The 19,234-nt window shown below is 36.7% G+C and carries 22 protein-coding genes; 9 read left to right on the forward strand and 13 right to left on the reverse strand.

Translation table 11 applies throughout. From position 1 onward, the window contains the following. Window positions 1-262: 262 nt before the first annotated feature. Window positions 263-904: a pyridoxamine 5'-phosphate oxidase gene (gene pdxH / locus FFS26_RS18360; RefSeq protein ID WP_110007965.1), complete on the reverse strand. Its 642-nt coding sequence runs from the start codon at window positions 902-904 to the stop codon at window positions 263-265. 24 nt (window positions 905-928) lie between these two features. Between pdxH and FFS26_RS18365 the strand changes: the two genes are divergently transcribed. Then, a complete protein-coding gene (locus FFS26_RS18365) occupies window positions 929-1,477 on the forward strand; it encodes a YqgE/AlgH family protein (RefSeq protein WP_110007966.1) in 549 nt (182 codons plus the stop codon). Window positions 1,478-1,580: 103 nt separating this feature from the next. Further along, window positions 1,581-2,165, forward strand: coding sequence for an N-acetylmuramoyl-L-alanine amidase (locus FFS26_RS18370; RefSeq protein WP_110007967.1), 585 nt, complete (start codon window positions 1,581-1,583; stop codon window positions 2,163-2,165). An 85-nt stretch (window positions 2,166-2,250) separates the two neighbouring features. Here FFS26_RS18370 and FFS26_RS18375 read toward each other — a convergent pair whose 3' ends face one another. The 11 genes from FFS26_RS18375 to FFS26_RS18425 all read right to left on the reverse strand — a co-directional run bounded on the left by FFS26_RS18375 (window position 2,251) and on the right by FFS26_RS18425 (window position 14,177). Then, entirely contained in the window at window positions 2,251-3,066 is an 816-nt protein-coding gene (locus tag FFS26_RS18375; protein ID WP_137905753.1) for an aminotransferase class IV, read from the reverse strand. A gap of 78 nt (window positions 3,067-3,144) precedes the next feature. Next, complete coding sequence (locus tag FFS26_RS18380) at window positions 3,145-3,531, reverse strand: START-like domain-containing protein (RefSeq protein WP_034696870.1); 387 nt, start codon at window positions 3,529-3,531, stop codon at window positions 3,145-3,147. 187 nt (window positions 3,532-3,718) lie between these two features. Further along, entirely contained in the window at window positions 3,719-4,894 is a 1,176-nt protein-coding gene (locus FFS26_RS18385) for an aspartate aminotransferase family protein (RefSeq protein WP_110008302.1), read from the reverse strand. Between the two features lie 96 nt (window positions 4,895-4,990). Then, a complete protein-coding gene (locus FFS26_RS18390; protein WP_110007969.1) occupies window positions 4,991-6,730 on the reverse strand; it encodes an OstA-like protein in 1,740 nt (579 codons plus the stop codon). Between the two features lie 3 nt (window positions 6,731-6,733). Next, entirely contained in the window at window positions 6,734-7,207 is a 474-nt protein-coding gene (locus tag FFS26_RS18395; protein ID WP_002976876.1) for a Fur family transcriptional regulator, read from the reverse strand. Window positions 7,208-7,271: 64 nt separating this feature from the next. Next, window positions 7,272-9,266 (reverse strand): KUP/HAK/KT family potassium transporter, encoded by a 1,995-nt coding sequence (locus tag FFS26_RS18400; protein WP_110007970.1) that lies wholly within the window; start codon window positions 9,264-9,266, stop codon window positions 7,272-7,274. 114 nt (window positions 9,267-9,380) lie between these two features. Then, entirely contained in the window at window positions 9,381-10,361 is a 981-nt protein-coding gene (locus FFS26_RS18405) for a pyruvate dehydrogenase complex E1 component subunit beta (protein WP_110007971.1), read from the reverse strand. A 100-nt stretch (window positions 10,362-10,461) separates the two neighbouring features. After that, window positions 10,462-11,079: a hypothetical protein gene (locus FFS26_RS18410; protein ID WP_137905754.1), complete on the reverse strand. Its 618-nt coding sequence runs from the start codon at window positions 11,077-11,079 to the stop codon at window positions 10,462-10,464. A gap of 2 nt (window positions 11,080-11,081) precedes the next feature. Next, window positions 11,082-11,579: an RNA polymerase sigma factor gene (locus FFS26_RS18415; RefSeq protein WP_137905755.1), complete on the reverse strand. Its 498-nt coding sequence runs from the start codon at window positions 11,577-11,579 to the stop codon at window positions 11,082-11,084. 100 nt (window positions 11,580-11,679) lie between these two features. Then, window positions 11,680-12,099 carry a DUF2147 domain-containing protein gene (locus FFS26_RS18420; protein ID WP_110007974.1) on the reverse strand — a complete coding sequence of 140 codons (420 nt, stop codon included), beginning with the start codon at window positions 12,097-12,099 and terminating at the stop codon, window positions 11,680-11,682. A gap of 149 nt (window positions 12,100-12,248) precedes the next feature. Further along, complete coding sequence (locus FFS26_RS18425; RefSeq protein ID WP_110007975.1) at window positions 12,249-14,177, reverse strand: LTA synthase family protein; 1,929 nt, start codon at window positions 14,175-14,177, stop codon at window positions 12,249-12,251. An 89-nt stretch (window positions 14,178-14,266) separates the two neighbouring features. On the opposite strand from FFS26_RS18425, the gene FFS26_RS18430 reads away from it, so the two are divergent. From FFS26_RS18430 to FFS26_RS18450, 5 genes are all read left to right on the forward strand, one after another. Then, window positions 14,267-14,980 (forward strand): CDP-alcohol phosphatidyltransferase family protein, encoded by a 714-nt coding sequence (locus FFS26_RS18430; RefSeq protein WP_110007976.1) that lies wholly within the window; start codon window positions 14,267-14,269, stop codon window positions 14,978-14,980. A gap of 40 nt (window positions 14,981-15,020) precedes the next feature. After that, on the forward strand, window positions 15,021-15,785 hold the full coding sequence (locus FFS26_RS18435; protein WP_137905756.1) for a 3'-5' exonuclease: 765 nt from the start codon (window positions 15,021-15,023) through the stop codon (window positions 15,783-15,785). 2 nt (window positions 15,786-15,787) lie between these two features. Further along, on the forward strand, window positions 15,788-16,186 hold the full coding sequence (locus FFS26_RS18440; RefSeq protein ID WP_110007978.1) for a DUF2007 domain-containing protein: 399 nt from the start codon (window positions 15,788-15,790) through the stop codon (window positions 16,184-16,186). Window positions 16,187-16,275: 89 nt separating this feature from the next. Further along, a complete protein-coding gene (locus FFS26_RS18445; protein ID WP_110007979.1) occupies window positions 16,276-16,881 on the forward strand; it encodes a fumarylacetoacetate hydrolase family protein in 606 nt (201 codons plus the stop codon). 59 nt (window positions 16,882-16,940) lie between these two features. After that, window positions 16,941-17,378 carry a universal stress protein gene (locus FFS26_RS18450; protein WP_062673831.1) on the forward strand — a complete coding sequence of 146 codons (438 nt, stop codon included), beginning with the start codon at window positions 16,941-16,943 and terminating at the stop codon, window positions 17,376-17,378. An 83-nt stretch (window positions 17,379-17,461) separates the two neighbouring features. Here FFS26_RS18450 and FFS26_RS18455 read toward each other — a convergent pair whose 3' ends face one another. Then, on the reverse strand, window positions 17,462-17,695 hold the full coding sequence (locus FFS26_RS18455; RefSeq protein ID WP_002976854.1) for a DUF6341 family protein: 234 nt from the start codon (window positions 17,693-17,695) through the stop codon (window positions 17,462-17,464). Between the two features lie 42 nt (window positions 17,696-17,737). Between FFS26_RS18455 and FFS26_RS18460 the strand changes: the two genes are divergently transcribed. Further along, window positions 17,738-18,643: a DUF6427 family protein gene (locus FFS26_RS18460; RefSeq protein ID WP_110007980.1), complete on the forward strand. Its 906-nt coding sequence runs from the start codon at window positions 17,738-17,740 to the stop codon at window positions 18,641-18,643. A 6-nt stretch (window positions 18,644-18,649) separates the two neighbouring features. Continuing rightward, complete coding sequence (locus FFS26_RS18465) at window positions 18,650-19,234, forward strand: DUF3109 family protein (RefSeq protein WP_110007981.1); 585 nt, start codon at window positions 18,650-18,652, stop codon at window positions 19,232-19,234.

Here is a 19,234-nt window from a genome sequence, read left to right on the forward strand (position 1 = left end):
GAAAGTAGGGTAAAAATCAAAGACGTTCACCCTACGCAAGCTAACTCAAGGTCGCTTTTATAAATATAAATGTATAAAAAATATTTGGAAGTTAACACAGAATCTAAAGCCGATATCATCATATCTAATAAAAATAAGCGGGCTAAAGCCCGCCTCTATTGATATTACAAATTTTATATTTTCTAGTGGCTTATCTCCTATTGAAAACCGCCACTTCTAACTTCTAACTTCTAACTTCTAACTTCTAACTTCTAACTTCTCATTATGGAGCCAGTCTCGAGATTTTCCAGTCAAGATCTTCAAGCTCATAAATAATCCTGTCATGAAGGCGATTGGGTCTTCCCTGCCAGAATTCAATTTCATAAGGTCTGGCAAGATATCCGCCCCAGTGAGCTGGCCTTGGAACTTCCGTATTTTCATACTCCTTTTCCAGCTCTTTTAATTTATCTTCCAGAAATTCTCTATTGGGAATCTCCTGGCTTTGCGGAGAGACCACAGCGCCGAGCTGGCTTCCTTTCGGCCTGGAATGGAAATAACCGTCGCTAAGGTTTTCTGCCACCTTTTCAAGATCAGCTTTGATGATAATCTGCCTTTCAAGATTAGGCCAGAAAAAATGCAGGCAGGCTTTATGGTTGTTTTCTATTGCTTTTCCTTTTCTGCTGTTATAATTGGTATAAAAAATAAATCCTTCGTGGGTATATGCTTTAAGCAATACCATTCTTGTTCTTGGGCACCCATCTTCTTCCACTGTAGAAACCGCCATAGCATTAGCTTCTGAGATCATCAGGCTCTCATTGGCTTCCAAAAACCAGTCTCTGAACTGTTCAATTGGATTTTGTTTTATCTCACTTTCAATAAGTTGGGATTTCTCGTACACTTTTCTTCTGTCGTGCAGGTTTTCCATAAATATTTTTTATTAAATTTGAGTATGAATCACTCATACAAAGGTAAAATATTAATCTCGACACCCGACATTTCCGGCGATATTTTTTCAAGATCGGTAGTATTGGTTATTGAACATAATGAAAGTGGTGCATTTGGTTTGATATTGAATAAAAAGAACAGCCAGATGAGTAGCAAATTCAAAGATTTTTTTGACTTTAAAATTGAGGTATATGATGGAGGACCTGTGGAAAACGACAAGGTATTTTTCATTGTAAAAGGCAAAAGAGTTACAGAGATCTATACAGACATTACAGATGAATACTATCTTACAGAAGATATCGAACGGATCATTAATGCGGTTTTAAGCAGTGAACTGGATATCAACCATATCAAAATCTTTTCAGGATATTCCGGATGGTCTTCTCATCAGCTGGATACTGAAGTTCAAAGGAAAATGTGGACAGTAGTGGATGTTTATAATCTTGATTATACGCTTCCAAACGATCAGACACTCTGGAAATCTATCATGCAGAATCTTGGAGGAGAATTCCTTCTCTGGGCCAATTCTCCTGAGGATATTTCACTGAACTAAAAGTATATTTTTCACACCACTCTGATAATTAACAAATTTTAAGATTCTATTAACCAATTTTAAAGAAAGTTTTTCCGTTCTTTGAAAAACTAAAATCACTGATATGAAAGGTATTACACTACTTGCTTTATCAATATTTTCTACAGCGTTTTTATCATTTACTCCTATCAGCAAAAAATACATTGTCATTGATGCCGGACATGGCGGAAGTGATTTTGGGGCTGCTTATGGTGAAATTCTGGAAAAAAATATTGCATTAAGCATTGCAAAGGAAATCCGGAAGATCAATGAAAACCAGCATAAATATGAGGTTATTTTAACAAGGGATTCAGACAGTTCTCCCACTCTTGCTGAAAGGACTGCTCAGATCAATAAGCTAAACCCTGAAATGGTCATTTCTCTTCACGTTAACAGTTCTCCTCAGAAAGAAAGATCTGATAACGGATTTGAAGTTTATGTTCAGAATTCTGACATATCAAAGGAATTGGCCGGAAAAATCTATAAAAAATTTAATGCCCGTAAAGTTGAAGAACGCCAAAATCTTCACATGCTGAGAGAAACCAAAGCACCTGCTGTATTGGTAGAACTTGGCTTCATTAATAATTCTGATAACAGGAATTATATTACCAGTGAGAAAGGGCAGAAAGAAATCGCACAAAAATTTGTTGAGATTATCAACGAATATTAAATAAAGAAACAATTTCTGATTTTACTCAGAATAAAACCCGGTAAAGGACTTCTGGAACTTTGTTGTTTACCGGGTTTGTCAATTTTTATGAATTAAAACTTTTCTTCCAGCTTTCTACCCATCCGGAGAAACGGGAAGTTTCAAAAGTCTTGTTTCTTATCTTACCTACAGAAAACATACCTTTCTCATCAGAAATCATTAAAATTTCTTCAGCCTTCTGAGATTCAAATGCGATAATCTCGTGTTCCTGAATATCAGCAAGATTATTTTTATGTAAAAAAGTAACAAAGTTTTCCATCAAAGGAGAAATGTAAGCTCCTTCCGTCTGCTTTGATACTTTGATAACATCACCTTCTAAAAAGAGAAGATTTCCGGCAGTAGTACGTGCTATTCTTTTGTTTGGATTCAGAAGGATCACATCGTCAAGATCATTTTCCTGCGCATAGATCACTCCGTAAATATTTTCCGGACAGTGAACCCGGATATTGCTCAAAAGGTTGTTATTAACATTAATTTCCTTAATCAAATCCAATTCCAGAGGTCTTTGATGAACAGCAAGCACATCAGCCATTTCCGTCACCTCATAAAAATAGGAAACAGAAGATTTGGCCAATGTCATTCCATCATTATTTCTGAACACCTGGAAATTGATAATTCCATTGCTTATGCCTTTGCCTTCAATAATTTCTTTTTGAAAAAGGGTCTGGAAAAACTCCAGTGTGTAAGTCAAAGGAATATTCAGTCTCATCTTTCTCATGGAAGCCATTAGAAAAAAATAGCATTCTTCGTCCATGATCAATCCACCATTTCTTAGAAAGAAAGAAACTTTTACTGAGTCTCCCCAAAGAAAAGCTCTGTTCTTTACATGTAACTCGTCTGATGTAAAATATTGATTTTCCAAATTTTGATGTAATTTATTTACAAAAAAATAATGAACGATAAATCGTTCATCAGTTTTATCATTTCATATAGCCCGGTATTATGCCGCACCTAGTTTTATTCTAAGGTTTTCGATAAGATTTTCCCAATACATTGCATTTTCCTCTTCATCACCTTCTTCACAGAAGTCTGTAATATTTAGAGCCAGATCTTCTGTAATATCATCAATTGTGATAGTCATTTCAAAGAAATTTTTTGTTCCTTCATCTTCTTCCCATCTGAAACGCACGAAACCTTCAGGCTTATATCTGATCAAAGTGGCCTTCTCAGCAGGACCTCCACCCCAGCTAAAAAAGAAATCATCGCCTTTCTCTGTTACCTCATCCGCAAACCATTCAGACAATCCCTCTGCAGTCGCCAGATATTCATATAAAATCTCTGATAAACAGTGCATTGGAAATTCGTAATGGACTTTATGTTTCGCCATATAATCTTTGTTTTATCGTCCCGCAATATATAAATTAATTTTTTTATTACGCAAAAAAACAATTACTTTTTTATAGAATCTGCATGATATTTATCACTGGCTTTACATCCCTGTGATGGTAAGTTTTAAAGCTAAAACTACCATGTAAAACATAAAAAAATCTCTCCTTTACAGAGAGATTTTATTTTTAATTTTCATTCAGTATATCGATAATAATCTGACATCCTTCTCTTATTTCATCCAGAGATAATGTAAGAGGCGGAGAGATTCTCAGATATTCATTTCTGTACAGCTGCCAGAAAACAATAAGTCCTCTTTCCATACATTTTTTAGCTACTTCCAGTGTGTATTCAGGAGTTCCTAAGTTGACGGCAAGCATCAGCCCCTTACCGTTGATATTTTTTATTTTAGGATGAACCAAAAGTTCTCTGAACAATTTCTCTTTTTCCTCTACTTCGTTCATTAAACCGCTTTCCAGCACTTCTTTCAATGTAGCATAGCTTGCCGCTGCAATGAGTGGATTTCCTCCAAAAGTAGTAATGTGGCCCAATTTAGGAGAATGTGAAAGCGTTTCCATGATTTTTCCGGAGCTCATAAAAGCTCCCACCGGAACTCCGCCTCCCATTCCTTTACCCATCACAAGAATATCCGGAACAATTCCAAAGTGTTCAAAAGAAAATAATTTCCCTGTTCGTCCGAATCCCGGCTGTATTTCATCCAGAATCAGAAGTGCTCCTACTTCTTCACATCTTCTCTTCAGTTTGATCAGGTAGTCGTTATCCGGCACTAAAAACCCTGCTGCTCCCTGAATGGTTTCAAGAATAACACAAGCCGTCTTCTCTGTAATTTTACCAAAGTCTTCTTCATTGTTAAATTCAATAAAAGAAACCATCGGTAATAAAGGGCGGAATTCCCTTTTGTGGGTTTCATTTCCTGAAACGCTTAAAGCGCCATGGGTATTTCCATGGTAAGAGTTTTTAAAGGAAACAATTTCTTCTCTTCCGGTATATCTTTTGGCTAGTTTTAAGCTTCCGTCAATGGCTTCTGCACCGCTGTTCACAAGATAAGTAACTTCTAAAGGATCCGGAGTAGCTTCTGCAAGCAATCTGCATAATGCGACAGGTTTTTCCTGTGCATATTCGCCATACACCATGACGTGAAGGTATTTATCGGTCTGTTCTTTGATGGCATCCACAACTTTAGGATGTGAATGTCCCAGCGTATTGGCAGAAACTCCTGCCACAAAGTCAAGATATCTTTTTCCGTTTGTACCGTAAATATAGCTTCCTACCGCTTTCTCCACTTCAAAACCAGCAGCAAATTTTGTGGTTTGTGCCTGATATGTAAAAAAATCTTTATGCATTTCCATTGTCTCCAAAAATTTCAGCAAAGCTATAAAAGATTCATTAAACGTTAAAATTAATCCACAAAAAAGACCAGCACTTTACTGGTCTTTCCGTTATTTTCTGGTACGTTTAGGTTTTTTAGCTTCTTCTTTGGCCTTTTCATCATCTATGGCTTTCTGTGCTTTATCGAAGAGCTCATTATCTGCTGTATATTGTATTTCTTCATTATTCGGAGTGTCTACAAGGATGTCCTGCCATTTCCGGATCCGGTCTTTGGTATTCCAGTTAAAATCCGGGAACTTTCTTTTTGACGGCTCTATCATACTCATCGGATAGGTATCGGAAACAGCTCCGATACTGCAGGAAATAATCTGTAATGCTCTTTCTTCAAACAATGCTCCGATAATTCCGCAGGTAGACAAGGTAATCCCTATTCTTTCCGGTTTTTTGGTTTCCTGATCGGTATCATCAACATAGACGATAGATTGGGCGTTTCCAACTACTCTTGCTTCTTTAATAGCATTTTTCTCATAGTACACCGTCATGAATTTCCCTTTCACCTGATTGAACTCATCTTTCAGGTTCAGGGAGTCTACTTTACTGATGGCAAAAGCATTTCCTATTACTTTTAAGGAGTCAATATCTTCTGTCTTGGTATTGAAGTAGGCTTCTACTTTATCTCCGGTCACCTGCTTTTCACCACTCCAAAGAATCGGGTTGGTATACATATGCATGATTCCGTCTGTTTCATTGAAAGCAATGGAATCTGCTCTTCCCTGTGCATTGGATTTATAAATACGGGCTTTTTTGAAGGCTCTAAGATAGCTTTTCTTCACTTTGATATCCAGTGAGTCCGGTCTTTGATAAGAGATAATTTTTTCTGCAGCGAAATAAATGGAGTCTTTTTCCATCACTTTTACAGCATACGGACTTTTGGTCATCATTGCAGAGTCTTTTTTCTCAAAAATTTCTCCGTATCCTCCTTTTATGTATCTTCTTTCTTTAGGATCATCCAGGGTTACATTGCCTGTTGCTTTACCAAACCCTGAAATCTGATTGTAGTACATATCATCACCGGTAAGGATTTTTTCATTGTAAAATATCCTTGAGTTTTTGGTTAAATACGCCTCCTTGGAATCCATTTTATAGGTTCCTCTTTCCGTATAGATTCTGTTTCGTGGATTGGTTTTGCTGGTAATGGTTGTAGGACCATTAAAATCGGCAATTTTTGTGTTTTGATTTTGCTTGATATTTGGACCTTCTATAGTATACTGAGGGGTTTCAATCTTTACATTTCCTGTAAGGTCAACTACTCTTGTATTGAGAAAATAAGTTCCTACTTTAGCATAGGTAACATTCTGGCCGTCCGAGATCGTTCCTCCTGTATTAAAATACGCCTGATTAGCCAGCCTGTCATAATACAGAATATCTGTTTTTATGGTCTGTTTAGGATCCGTCAGGACCACATTTTTTCGGGCAATACCTTTCTGGGTATTGGCATCATATTCCATTTCTCCTGCCGTGATTACAGAGCCGTCTGTATTTTGAAGTCTTGTATTGCCTATTGCTTTTACAAAGTTTTCTTCATTATACAGAACAACTTCATCCGCAGTAAGAATGGAGCCCTGATGTTCTATCTGAACATGGCCGGTAAAATATTGATTCCCGTCGTATTTTTCAGGATCTTTCTTGATTTCGTCTGCGTGGATGATCTTTACTTTATCTTCAGGTCTCACCTGTTGAGGCTGAGTGGGTGAAGGAGCCTGCAGATAAGGATCTCTCTTCACAGGAGTTTTATCCTGCGCAAAGTTGAGCGTAGAAATAAAGAGTAACAGAAAAAGGGCTATTCTCATTAATTAGTCATTCTTAGTGCCATAGAAGTATAGCGAATGAGAATCAATTTTTACGCCAAATGCTTCTTCAATGGCTTCTTTGATTCCTTGGATTCTTGGGTCACAGAATTCAATAATTTCCTCAATCTCTTTATCAGAGTCTTTTTTGTAGATCACCAGGTGGTCATGCTGTTTGTCAAAATAAGACTTTTCATAAGACGAAGAAGTCAAGGTCTTTTCTCCGAACTGATGCTTACGGATTAAACCTGCATCAAGGAAAATTTCAATCGTGTTGTAAATCGTTGCTTTGGAAACGTGATATTTCTTCTGCATCATCAGAAGATACAGATCATCAACATTGAAGTGATGATCCATATTATAAATTTCTTCCAATATCGTATATCTCTCAGGTGTGTTTCTGAACCCTTTTTCTAATAAGTAGTTTCTCAAAACATCCTTGATCAAAGCTATATTTTTTTCTTTTTGTATTGTATCCATTAAAAAAATTATCTACAAATTTATTGAATTTTATTTAAATAGATAGTATGGTTAATACGGGTGGCTACGAGTTGTGACGGAAATACCCGGACTGCTCGATCTTATTGTCATAAACTGTTAATTCTGTGATCGGAGCAGATTCCACTTCAACATTGTGCGAAGATACTCCCCAGGCCTTAAAGTCGTCACTTCCGATATACTTCACAAAATTGTAAATGTTAAGAGTAATCTTCTGTTTAACAGTTAAAAGGATATCGTTGATATAGGTGTTATCTATGATCACATATTTAAGATCCGGCGGTATATCATGAGCTCTTAAAGATGGATGGCTGCTTCTTGAAGGAATGGTTCCGTCCGCCATTAAGTCTTTAAGGACCATATTAAAATAATCGTTGATTCTTCGGTCTACTTTAAATCCTAAAAGGAAATTGATCTTATAGACGGTTCCCGGAAGAATCTCATCTACAGTATATCTGAAAGTATAGGGATCTTCCTGGTTTACGATGCTCAGGATAAAATAATGATCTGCTCTTTTCGGCTGTTTTTTGATGATGGAATAGATAATTTTGGATTCCACTTCATCATTTCTTTTTGCCCTGCTCAGGTAAGCAAGGTTGGTAGCATATTTCGGAATAGTTTCGTCCAGCTTCATGTCTTTTAGGATAGATACATATTTTTCTATTTTCACAAACTGGATAAATCTTGTTTTGATCAGTCTTCCGTTATACCATGCATACATAGAAACTCCGATAGAACCGGCCAATACAACAGTAATCCATCCACCTTCCATAAATTTGATGATGTTGGCACTGAAGAATCCTAATTCGATAGCCATGTAAACCATTGCGAAAACCAGAATCAGGACCTTGCTTACTCTGTGTTTCAGCAGCCAGAATACTAATAAAACGGTGGTCATCAACATCGTTACGGTAATGGAAAGTCCGTAAGCGGCTTCCATTTTTCCTGATTCTTTGAAATGCAGAACGACAATGATACACAGGATAAGAAGTCCCCAGTTGATTCTTGGAATATACATCTGTCCTTTTACTCCGGAAGGGTAATCAATTTTCTGATTCGGCCAAAGATTAAGAGACATTGCTTCTGAGAATATGGTGAAAGAACCCGTAATCAATGCCTGGCTGGCAATAATTGCAGCGGCTGTTGCTAAAATTACTCCCGGAATGATCATCCATTCCTGCATGATTCCGAAGAACGGGTTTATTACAGAGAAACCTGGTTTGTTATGATTGGTCAGAAGCCATGCGCCCTGTCCAAGATAGTTTAGAATAAGCATGATCTTAACGAATGCCCAGCTTACTCTGATGTTTTTAGCTCCGCAGTGCCCCAGGTCAGAATACAGTGCTTCTGCTCCGGTAGTACAAAGGAAAACCGCTCCTAAAATAACAATGGCACTCGGAGAGTTCACAATAAGCTTATAAGCGTAATAAGGGTTGAAAGATCTTAAAATCTCAAAGTTTTCACTTAAATGCATTACTCCAAGACCTCCCAATACCAGGAACCAAACTACCATTACCGGACCAAAAAACTTTCCGATAAAGCTGGTCCCGAACTGCTGTACCACAAAAATGGCAATCAGAATTCCGATGGTGATTGGAACAACAGGAGTATGGGGATTATAAATTTCAAGACCTTCAATAGCTGACATTACCGTCAGTGATGGGGTAATTACTCCGTCTGCAATAAGTGCCGCGGCACCAATAATCGCAATAAGGTACAGCCATCCTTTTTTAAGGTTTCTTACCAGTGAAAACAAGGCAAGAATACCTCCTTCACCTTTGTTGTCTGCTCTCAAAGCAATGATCACATATTTGATTGTGGTCTGCAAAGTAAGGGTCCAGATAATACATGAAAGAGCTCCTTCTATGTATTCATTGAAAGGCATATTGCTTCCCTGGGATCTTGCATTCACAATTGCTTTCATTACGTAAAGCGGAGAGGTACCAATATCTCCAAAAACAATTCCTAGAGACACTAAAACTCCTATGAAGGAAAGTTTCTTTATGTCGAAGTGGTAGCCATCTTCTGTAACTTCTGCCATATCAGCTTAATTTATTTTAAAGGCGCAAATTTATACTAATTTTATGACGTCAAGAATTTTTCTTCATGAATATAATAAATGAAAAAACTTCCTTTCGGAAGTTTTTTTCTATAACTATTTTACGTACATCGCTTTTTTGATCTCCTCTTTTACTTTTTCAAGTTTTGGGAACCATTCTGCAAATAATGCTGCAGAGTAAGGTGCAGGTGCATCAGGAGTAGTAATTCTCTTGATAGGAGCATCTAAATAATCAAATGCTTTTTGCTGTACCATATAAGTAATTTCTGAAGATACTGATCCGAATGGCCAGGCTTCTTCTAAAATAACCAGTCTGTTTGTTTTCTTTACAGATTCTAAAATTGTATCGAAGTCAAGAGGACGAACAGTTCTAAGGTCGATAACTTCTACAGAGATTCCTTCTTTAGCCATATCTTCTGCTGCCTGTAAAGCCAGCTTCATGATCTTTCCGAAAGAAACCAGAGTAACGTCTGTACCTTGTCTCTTGATATCTGCTTTTCCTATTGGTAAGTAGTATTCTTCTTCAGGGATTTCCATTTTATCTCCATACATCTGCTCAGATTCCATGAAAATAACAGGGTCATTATCCTGGATCGCTGTTTTCAACAATCCTTTTGCGTCATAAGGGTTAGAAGGTACCACCACTTTAAGCCCAGGGCAGTTGGCAAACCAGTTTTCAAATGCCTGAGAGTGAGTAGCTCCTAATTGTCCTGCAGAAGCAGTAGGACCACGGAAAACAATTGGACAATTCCACTGTCCGCCACTCATCTGACGGATTTTCGCTGCGTTATTGATAATCTGATCAATTCCTACCAGTGAGAAATTGAATGTCATAAATTCTACGATGGGTCTGTTACCATTCATTGCAGCTCCCACAGAGATTCCTGTAAATCCAAGTTCTGCAATCGGTGTGTCAATTATTCTTTTTGGACCAAATTCATCCAGCATTCCTTTTGAAGCCTTATATGCACCATTATATTCTGCAACTTCCTCCCCCATCAGGTAGATGGATTCGTCTTTACGCATTTCCTCGCTCATTGCCTGTGCAATTACCTCACGAAAAGTATATTCTGCCATATTTTCTTGAAAAATTTAGACTACAAAAGTAGTGTTTTTTTATTATACACATCATAAAAAGGTATTTCATTTGAACAGGAAGTTTTAATATTGATATTATTTAAAACAGCTTTTCTTCATGGCTACTCAATTCTCTGTAATTTTTTCTCAGATCTGTTAAAATTTTTCCATAGGTGATTTTATATATTATAAAGAGAAATAATAAAGCGATCAGCAGGAAAAGACCAAAATTGAGGTAATTGGCAGTTACCAGTGTAAGCTTGTCAGGATCTGTAAGTTCAGTATTGACATGGTGCTTTGTATTCCATCCATCTTTAAATCCAGCCATAAAATCTCTGGTATTATGATCAAAATGAATGATCCCATCTGCAGCAGCCAAGACCAAAGAAATACATGCATAGCCTAAAATAAGGGTTCTCAGATTCAGAATATTTTTCATTAAGGATATGCTGCTCTGTCCTGCTTTCAGTTTCCGAAACAGTATAATGACCATCGTTATAAAAGCTAAAAACATCCCTACTCTCACATAAGGAAACTGCTCATCCAGATAGCCGTAGAGCGTCCACAGAATTACTTCAACGGTTCCGATGAGCAATAAAGTTTTGGTAATGGAAACAGATTTATGTTTGATCATTTCATCAATTTCTTTTTCGGAATATTCTTTGAAATCCCCAGATTCCTTATTCCAGTCTTTTTTCAGTAATTCCAGTTCGTCCATCGTTATTCTGCAATGATTTTGGTTTTCAAATTATTTTTTGCCCTGTTCATTTTCACTCTTGCATTTCCTTCCGTTATTCCGAGAATCTCTCCTATCTCTCTGTAAGATTTATCTTCTAGATACATCATAATTAACGCTTTTTCCACATGAGACAGTTCGTAGATCGCTTTGTACATTTTTTTCAGCTTATGTTCATTATCTTCATCTTCTTCGTATTCCATTGTGAGAGAGGAGACATCAATATCTACATTCCGGCGTTCATTTTTTTTAGGCTTTCTGAATAAGATAATGGCTGTATTCAAGGCAACCCGATACATCCAGGTAGAAAACTTAGCTTCACCTTTGAACCCTGAAAAAGATCTCCACAACTGGATCGTAATTTCCTGAAAAAGATCTTCATGATCTTCTGCGTTGTCAGTATATATTTTACATATTTTATGAACCAGTCTCTGATTGGGCTTAAAAAATTCGATAAATGTTTTTTCCTGTTCGGTGCTCATACCCTATAAGTGGGAAGTTTTGATTTTCGTTACAGTATTTTTCAAAAAAGACGGTATTTCATTACTGAAATACCGTCTTTAAATTCTGTTTAAACTTATATTAATTAGCTTTCTCCCAAACCTGGGTTCTTCCTAATAAAGATAATCCTAAGTACCCTCTTACATTCAGTTTATCACCGCTTCTTGTGATGGTACATTTGTATGTTTTTCCTGTTTTAGGATCCGTGATGGTTCCTCCTGTGAACTCATCACCGTCTTTTTTCAGTCCTCTGATGATTTCCAATCCTAAAATTGGTTTTCCTTTTCTGTCATCTTTACAAGCCGTACAGTTTGATTCAGCTGGTTTTATTAATAACTGAGAAACTTTCCCATAGTATTTTCCGTCTGATTTTTTGTACACTTCAACAATAGATTTTGCCTGTTTTGTCTCATCATCTATCGTCTTCCACTTACCTTCTATCTGTGCAAATGTAAGTACACCACATAAAGAAAGTGCGAACGTTAACAATATTTTTTTCATATTTCTTATAGTTTTAATTTTAATACAATATTCTTATCTACGTATTGATAAAAATATAAATTAATTTTCAACGAACAAAAACTTTTATTATACAAAGCATAAAGAGACAAAGAAAAGTAAAAAATCAATCCAAAATTGCCTCTTTCTCCTTAATAAAGTTTCCTGTTAATCACCCTATCCATATAGTCCTGATACCAGGCCTTTGCAGTTTTCTTTCCTTGTTCTGTTTCAGGATTTTTAACTTCATTCATGATATTTTTTTCCAGGCTCAGATCAGATTTATCATATACTCCAATGATTTCTTTTCCGTCAAAACGATAAATATAATTTCCGATCATAAACTGATCCGTACTTCCGTCTGAGTTGACTACAATGAAAGGATATTTTTTGTCACTCACGAGACTTCTTCCCCAGCTTCTGATTGGTTTGTTGTACCCGATAAGGTCAGCCAGTGTAGGATAGATATCTGCCTGCTGCGCAATTTCCTCACTGACTCCTTTTAACTGATAGGCAGGATTCGGAGAATAGAAAACCAACGGAACAGCATAACGGTTCATGGCTCTTTCATATTCCGGATAATAGACCTGGTTGGTATGATCTCCTGTGAAAACAAAGATCGTATTATTATACCACGGCTGCTTTTTAGCTGTTTCAAAATATTTTTTGATCGCATAATCCGTATACTGCATCGGCTCATGGATTTCTATTTTTCCCTTTTTAAATTTACCGTTATATTTTTCAGGGATTTTAAAAGGGTGATGGGATGATGCAGTAAATACAGTAGTCATAAAAGGCTGCTTCTTTCCGACGTTTTTCGCAAAATACTGAAGGAAAGGTTCATCCCAGATGGCCCACATTCCATCAAAATCTTCGTCATGATTATATTCTGTTTTCCCGAAATAATGTTTAAATCCTAAGATATTTCCGAATCCAAGGAATCCCATAGAACCATTAGGCGCCCCATGATAGAAAGAAGTATCATAGCCAAGATCATTACATACGGAAACAATGGACTGAATTTTCTGATTGGAATACGGAGACCCTGTAAACGCATCCGTCAGGCTCGGAATTCCGGCCAATACACTGCTCATCCCATGAATAGACTGTCTTCCGTTTGCAAAAGTATTTGGGAAAATAAGACTTTGATTAGCTAAACTATCCATAAACGGAGTATAAGAAACGTAGTCTTTAATATTTTTGTCTTTATTAAAGGCTCCTGAATACTCTCTTCCGAAAGATTCTACAATGAAAATAACAATATTGGGACGGTTCTCCACTTTCCTGTCGTATACTTTATAGGGCTGAACATTTTCTTCGATAAACTTTTCATCTACAAAATGAACTTCCTTGAAATTATTGGTATTTAAAGTCCTGAAAAAGGAAAATGTACTATTGAGCACCATATTTCCCTGCAGAGGATTGGTTACAAAACGGGTTGCATCCACCATATTAATCGGTCTGGTACTGTGTTTAAAATCTCCTCTGATTCCTCCCACAACCAGCACCGCTGTGATACAAAGTGTAAGAACGGAAGTGATAAAGTAAGGAAGCAGTTTCGCAGGTTTCACCTCTTCCACTTTTACCCTTTTGTAAAGGAAAACCCATAAAATCATCAACACAATGAACCAAATCAGTACAAAAGGATGCTGCCCGATAGAAATCATCAGCACTTTAGAAATATTAGATTCGTGCTCAGCAACCTGAAATACTGCCGAAGTAAGCCTTGCCTGTGAAAATTTATAGTAAATAAAATCTCCGAAGTTCATCGCATAAGCAATCCCGTTGGTAATAAAGTACAGCCAGAAAAGAACTTTCTGAAAAACTTTCTTTGTGTTGATGACCAACGGCAGTAAACTAAGCAATATAAACAGTGCATTAACATACAAAATGGCTGTGGTATCAAAAGCAGTACCATGGAAAGCCAGCTTTATATATTCTGAAACGGAGTCTACTTTAATCAGATCTTTATTAAAATACCAGAATAAAAGTCTGGCAATCTGATAAAAAACATAGGCCAGAAAAATCCTGTAAACCAATGCCAGAACTTCCTGTTTTCTAAATCCTTTTAAAAATTTCATGGAGCAAATTTACATCAAAATCACTTTAATGCCTTTTTTAGTTCAGATTATTTTGAGTTAGAATTTTTAAAAACTGTAATTTTGTGTTTATGGATTTTATAAAGAATAATCTGGCCAATGCCTTAACCCTGGCTAATTTATTTGCAGGCTGTGTAGGTGCAATACATTTAATTTTAGGAGATTATCAGACAACGGCAATCTGCCTTATTCTCTCTTCGGTTTTCGATTTTTTTGACGGCTTTGTAGCCAGAGCTTTAAAATCAAACTCCAATCTTGGCCTTCAGCTGGACTCGCTTGCGGATATGGTAAGCTTTGGAGTGATCCCGGGACTTACGATGTATAAAGCCCTTGAACCTTTTGGAGCTGAGCTTTTGGGAATGCATTTCCCATTTGAGATCAAGTATCTGGGACTCATTGTCACTGTATTTTCCTGCCTGAGGCTTGCCATTTTCAATCTGGATGAAGAGCAGCGTTATTATTTCAAAGGGTTGAATACACCTACCAATACCGTTTTACTGTTCGGTCTTTATTATGCCTTTAAAGAAACCGGAAATTTCAGCTTTTTGTTTGATCATGAATTGTTACTGATTCTGCTCACTCTTCTCACGTCATGGCTTCTGATCAGCCCAATCAGGATGATGGCTATGAAATTCAAATCAAAACAATTAAAAGATAACTACCCTAAAGTTGTATTACTGGTGGGAGGAATTGCTATTCTTGCGATATTCCAGGTTGTTGGAATTCCAATGCTTGTTATTTATTATATGCTGGTATCTCTCATTTTTCAGGGACAGCTAAAATAATTATTAAAATAAAACACATTTCAAATTATTAATCATTAACATGAATTTAAAACTCCATAAACCGCTTTGTATTTTTGACCTGGAAACCACAGGAACCAATATTGGAAAAGACAGAATTGTTGAAATCTGTATCTTAAAAGTAAACCCGGAAGCCTCAAGAGAGAGCAAAACATGGCGTGTAAATCCTGAAATGCCGATTCCAAAAGAATGCAGTGAAATCCACGGGATCTATGATGAAGATGTAAAAGATGCTCCTACTTTCAGGGATATTGCCGCTAAAATTATGGAAATGATTTCAGGAAGTGATCTGGGAGGATTCAATTCCAACAGGTTTGATGTTCCGCTTTTGGCTGAAGAGCTTTTAAGAGTAGGAATGGATTTTGATCTGAGTAAATTCAGACTGGTGGATGCACAGACTATTTTCCATAAAAAAGAGCCCAGAAATTTAGGTGCAGCTTACCAGTTCTACTGTGGAAAAACATTGGAAAATGCCCACTCTGCAGAAGCTGATGTAATGGCAACGTTTGAAGTTCTTGACGCTCAGGTTGGAAAATATGATGATATTCCTAATGAAATAGCACCGTTAAGTGAATTTACATTCCATAATAAGAATGCAGACCTTGCCGGATTTATCGGATATAACGAAAAAATGGAAGAAGTTTTCAACTTTGGAAAATATAAAGGACAGGGCGTGAAAGCGGTATTCCAAAAAGACTTAGGATATTTCGGGTGGCTTCAGAACGCTGATTTCCCGTTGTATACCAAAAAGATTTTTACAAAAATTCAATTATCAAGCAGGTTTTAAAAATGTCTGATCTGGTTCGTTTTAAATTTTATGAAACTGCCCTTGAAGCTAACAGGGACAAGCAGATACTGGCTGAAAACGGTATCAACAGTTTCATTGCGAATGAGCAGCTCATCCAATCGGATTGGCTTCTGTCTCAGGCAGTAGGCGGTATCCAGCTTCAGGTATTTGAAGAAGATATGGAAAGGGCCCGGCAGATTCTGCAGGACTATAAAGACAATGAGCAATACTCGCTGGAAGTAGAACATACCATTGAAGATCCCGAGTTTGATTTTGTCTGCCCGAAATGTGGTTCCAATCATATTTACAGGGATGACAGTGCTACCAGTTTCTTTGGAATTTCTTTTCTGACGAGCCACAAATTCAAATGTTACTATTGCGGGAATGAGTTTACCCACTAATCTATTCAGGACTCAATAGTCTTAAACGATCTAAAAGATTGCTTCGTCCCTCGCAATGACGGGGTTAAAAAAAATATAAAAAAAGAGTTATGAAAATAATCTGCATAGGAAGAAACTACAGTGAACACGCGAAAGAATTGGGAAATGAAATTCCTGAGAATCCTGTTATCTTTATGAAACCGGATACCGCTGTTTTAAAAGGAAATGATTTTTATATTCCTGAATTTTCCAATGATATTCACTACGAGCTTGAAGTGGTATTAAAAATTTCAAAGGGAGGAAAATATATTCAGAAAGAAACAGCGCACAAGCATTATGAAGAAATTGGCCTGGGAATAGATTTCACAGCCAGAGATCTTCAGAGCGAACTGAAATCAAAAGGGCTTCCATGGGAGCTTGCCAAGGGTTTTGACGGTTCTGCTGTGGTAAGCAGTTTCTTTAAAAAAGAGAACTTCAGTCTTGAAAACCTTCAGTTTTCGTTATTAAAAAATAAAGAAAAAGTACAGGATGGCAATACGAAGGATATGATGTTCAATTTTGATGATATTATAGCTTTTGCTTCTCAGTATTTTACGTTAAGGGTAGGTGATCTTATTTTCACAGGAACTCCAAAAGGGGTTGGCAAAGTAGAAGAAAATGATATTCTGGAAGCTTATCTTCAGGAGGAAAAAATCCTTGATATCCGAATATTATAAGTATTTAATATTAAAATCTGACAAATTTTTCCTATCTTTAGGTAACAAAATTAGAGGTTATGATAAATATTGTATTACCCGTAGATTTTGGGGACAAGACAGACCAATTGGTAGACGGTGCCATAAAATTTGCAAAACAGCTTAACGGCAGAATTTACCTGATCCACGTAGCGCCATCAGATATCGGCTTTGCTATTGGTGACATGGGATTTCAATATTTTCCGGAAGTGGAAGCCAATGAAATCAGGGAAGAGCTGGTGCAGCTTAATAAAATTGAGCAAAGAATCATCAGCCATGATATTGATTGTGAACACCTTTTAAAACAGGGACTTGCAAAAGATATTATTCTTGAACATGCAAAAGCCAAAAATGCTGATTATATCGTGATGGGATCACACGGCAGAAGCGGAATTTATGATGTATTCGTGGGAAGCTTAACCAAAGGAATAACGAAAAGTTCAAGTATTCCTGTTCTGGTACTTCCGATTCACGACTAAGAAAAAGAAAATTTTAATCGTTAGTAATAAAAAAACCGATCAAACCTATTGTTTGATCGGTTTTTTACTATATAACCAATTAATTAACCTTCTTTTTTATAGATATTCGGATCGTAGTAAGGGTGCTTACCTTCCGTTGGAGAATAATAGTCTTTATCTTTATCGCCACCTAGTGTAACCACCAGTACGTAGCACCAATAAGTGAATAGTACACAGCAAACTATAAATAGAATCCAGTTTAAAACATTACCGAAAGCATCAAAGAAACCGAAAGACCATTTGAAAACTTTGCTTAAGAATAGAAAGAAAGACGTCATTATTTTCCTTTTTTAAATTAACTTTGTACAAATTTATAAAAAATGTTTAAATTACTTTCAAAAGAAAGCAATATTTTTTCAATTCCTGTTTATATTGGTTTTCTTCTTTTAGTAGTCATAATATTTAACATACTGAATTTCAATACTTACGAAGCCATAGTTGCCGGAATAACTTTTCTGGGAATTGCTTTGGGATATTTTTGTTTTCACAGTGTTGCCCTTAATTATCAGACCCATCTGCCCTTATTTTTATACACCTTTTTTATTTTCGGACTGTATCCCGGAAATCTGGATATAGGAATTGCAGTTTCTCTGCTTACCAACTCTTTCCTTATCCTGCTTCTGACGAGTGCAGATGAAGATATCAGGAAAAAATCCTATGTATTGGTAGGATCTATTGTAGCCCTGAACTTTATTTTTCTTCCTACCACCTGGCCAATGGCTGTTTTTGTGATCATTCACGTGATTGCAACCTCCGCCAAAATCGGGTTGAATCTTTTCAGATTCCTTCTGGGGATTGTTCTGATTACATTCAGTTATTTTTCTGTCATGTATTTCGTTCAGTTCACTTCATGGAATATCGATTATTTTCCGTTTGGAAAAATGAAGCCGGTAACGGATTACACGGAACTTCTTCCGCTGATTCCTGTGGTTCTGATGCTTATTTATGCAGTGTACGACCATTTTAAAAATTATAACAAGAAAAGTCCGATAAGCAGATATAAATACACTTTCCTGCTGGTCTTTTCAGTAGCACAGCTTGTTACCATCATTCTATATATGAATAAAAGCTATGAATATCTGCTGCTTCTGGCATTTCCTTCAAGTATTATTCTGAGCAGAATGATGAGATTTTTACCTAAATACTGGATGCGTGAAGCCAGTGTTTGGCTTATTATTATTAGTTTACTGACCTTCAAAGCGGGTACAGTTTTTGATTTATTTTAGAAAATTATGATTCAGATAGACGATAAATTGATTTCTGAGGAAATTTTTTCCGAAGAATTTGTTTGCAACCTTACGAAATGTAAAGGTGCATGTTGTGTGGAAGGAGATGTGGGAGCTCCGTTGGATAAAGACGAGCTTGAAATATTGGACAGTATTTTTGACAAAATAAAACCTTACCTTACTCAGGAAGGTATTAAAGCCCTTGAAGAACAGGGAACATGGACTACTGATCCACACGACGGAATGTATGTTACTCCAATGGTGGAGAACCGCGAGTGTGCCTATGTAACCTTTGATGAAAAAGGAATTACCAAATGTGGTATTGAGAAAGCATATGAAGATGGTGCAGTAGACTGGCAGAAACCTATATCATGCCATCTTTACCCAATCCGTGTTACGGAATATTCTTCATTTACCGCATTGAATTATCATGAGTGGAATGTATGCAGCGATGCCTGTACGCTTGGAAAAGAACTTCAGGTTCCTGTGTATAAGTTTTTAAAAACTCCACTGACGAGAAAGTATGGTGAAGAATTCTATACTGTTCTGAGCGAAGCTGCTGAAGAATGGAAAAAAGAGTATGGTTCTTAA

Origin of the sequence: Chryseobacterium sp. 2VB, from assembly GCF_005503635.1 — a bacterium.
Taxonomy (GTDB): Bacteria; Bacteroidota; Bacteroidia; order Flavobacteriales; family Weeksellaceae; genus Chryseobacterium; species Chryseobacterium cupriresistens.

What these genes read in the sequence shown, in the direction of transcription:
- pdxH (WP_110007965.1), bottom strand. Translation starts at nt 904, where the DNA reads ATGGAAAACCTGCACGACAGAAGAAAAGTGTACGAGAAATCCCAACTT.
- FFS26_RS18365 (WP_110007966.1), top strand. Translation starts at nt 929, where the DNA reads ATGAATCACTCATACAAAGGTAAAATATTAATCTCGACACCCGACATT.
- FFS26_RS18370 (WP_110007967.1), top strand. Translation starts at nt 1,581, where the DNA reads ATGAAAGGTATTACACTACTTGCTTTATCAATATTTTCTACAGCGTTT.
- FFS26_RS18380 (WP_034696870.1), bottom strand. Translation starts at nt 3,531, where the DNA reads ATGGCGAAACATAAAGTCCATTACGAATTTCCAATGCACTGTTTATCA.
- FFS26_RS18385 (WP_110008302.1), bottom strand. Translation starts at nt 4,894, where the DNA reads ATGCATAAAGATTTTTTTACATATCAGGCACAAACCACAAAATTTGCT.
- FFS26_RS18390 (WP_110007969.1), bottom strand. Translation starts at nt 6,730, where the DNA reads ATGAGAATAGCCCTTTTTCTGTTACTCTTTATTTCTACGCTCAACTTT.
- FFS26_RS18395 (WP_002976876.1), bottom strand. Translation starts at nt 7,207, where the DNA reads ATGGATACAATACAAAAAGAAAAAAATATAGCTTTGATCAAGGATGTT.
- FFS26_RS18400 (WP_110007970.1), bottom strand. Translation starts at nt 9,266, where the DNA reads ATGGCAGAAGTTACAGAAGATGGCTACCACTTCGACATAAAGAAACTT.
- FFS26_RS18405 (WP_110007971.1), bottom strand. Translation starts at nt 10,361, where the DNA reads ATGGCAGAATATACTTTTCGTGAGGTAATTGCACAGGCAATGAGCGAG.
- FFS26_RS18410 (WP_137905754.1), bottom strand. Translation starts at nt 11,079, where the DNA reads ATGGACGAACTGGAATTACTGAAAAAAGACTGGAATAAGGAATCTGGG.
- FFS26_RS18415 (WP_137905755.1), bottom strand. Translation starts at nt 11,579, where the DNA reads ATGAGCACCGAACAGGAAAAAACATTTATCGAATTTTTTAAGCCCAAT.
- FFS26_RS18420 (WP_110007974.1), bottom strand. Translation starts at nt 12,099, where the DNA reads ATGAAAAAAATATTGTTAACGTTCGCACTTTCTTTATGTGGTGTACTT.
- FFS26_RS18425 (WP_110007975.1), bottom strand. Translation starts at nt 14,177, where the DNA reads ATGAAATTTTTAAAAGGATTTAGAAAACAGGAAGTTCTGGCATTGGTT.
- FFS26_RS18430 (WP_110007976.1), top strand. Translation starts at nt 14,267, where the DNA reads ATGGATTTTATAAAGAATAATCTGGCCAATGCCTTAACCCTGGCTAAT.
- FFS26_RS18435 (WP_137905756.1), top strand. Translation starts at nt 15,021, where the DNA reads ATGAATTTAAAACTCCATAAACCGCTTTGTATTTTTGACCTGGAAACC.
- FFS26_RS18440 (WP_110007978.1), top strand. Translation starts at nt 15,788, where the DNA reads ATGTCTGATCTGGTTCGTTTTAAATTTTATGAAACTGCCCTTGAAGCT.
- FFS26_RS18445 (WP_110007979.1), top strand. Translation starts at nt 16,276, where the DNA reads ATGAAAATAATCTGCATAGGAAGAAACTACAGTGAACACGCGAAAGAA.
- FFS26_RS18450 (WP_062673831.1), top strand. Translation starts at nt 16,941, where the DNA reads ATGATAAATATTGTATTACCCGTAGATTTTGGGGACAAGACAGACCAA.
- FFS26_RS18455 (WP_002976854.1), bottom strand. Translation starts at nt 17,695, where the DNA reads ATGACGTCTTTCTTTCTATTCTTAAGCAAAGTTTTCAAATGGTCTTTC.
- FFS26_RS18460 (WP_110007980.1), top strand. Translation starts at nt 17,738, where the DNA reads ATGTTTAAATTACTTTCAAAAGAAAGCAATATTTTTTCAATTCCTGTT.
- FFS26_RS18465 (WP_110007981.1), top strand. Translation starts at nt 18,650, where the DNA reads ATGATTCAGATAGACGATAAATTGATTTCTGAGGAAATTTTTTCCGAA.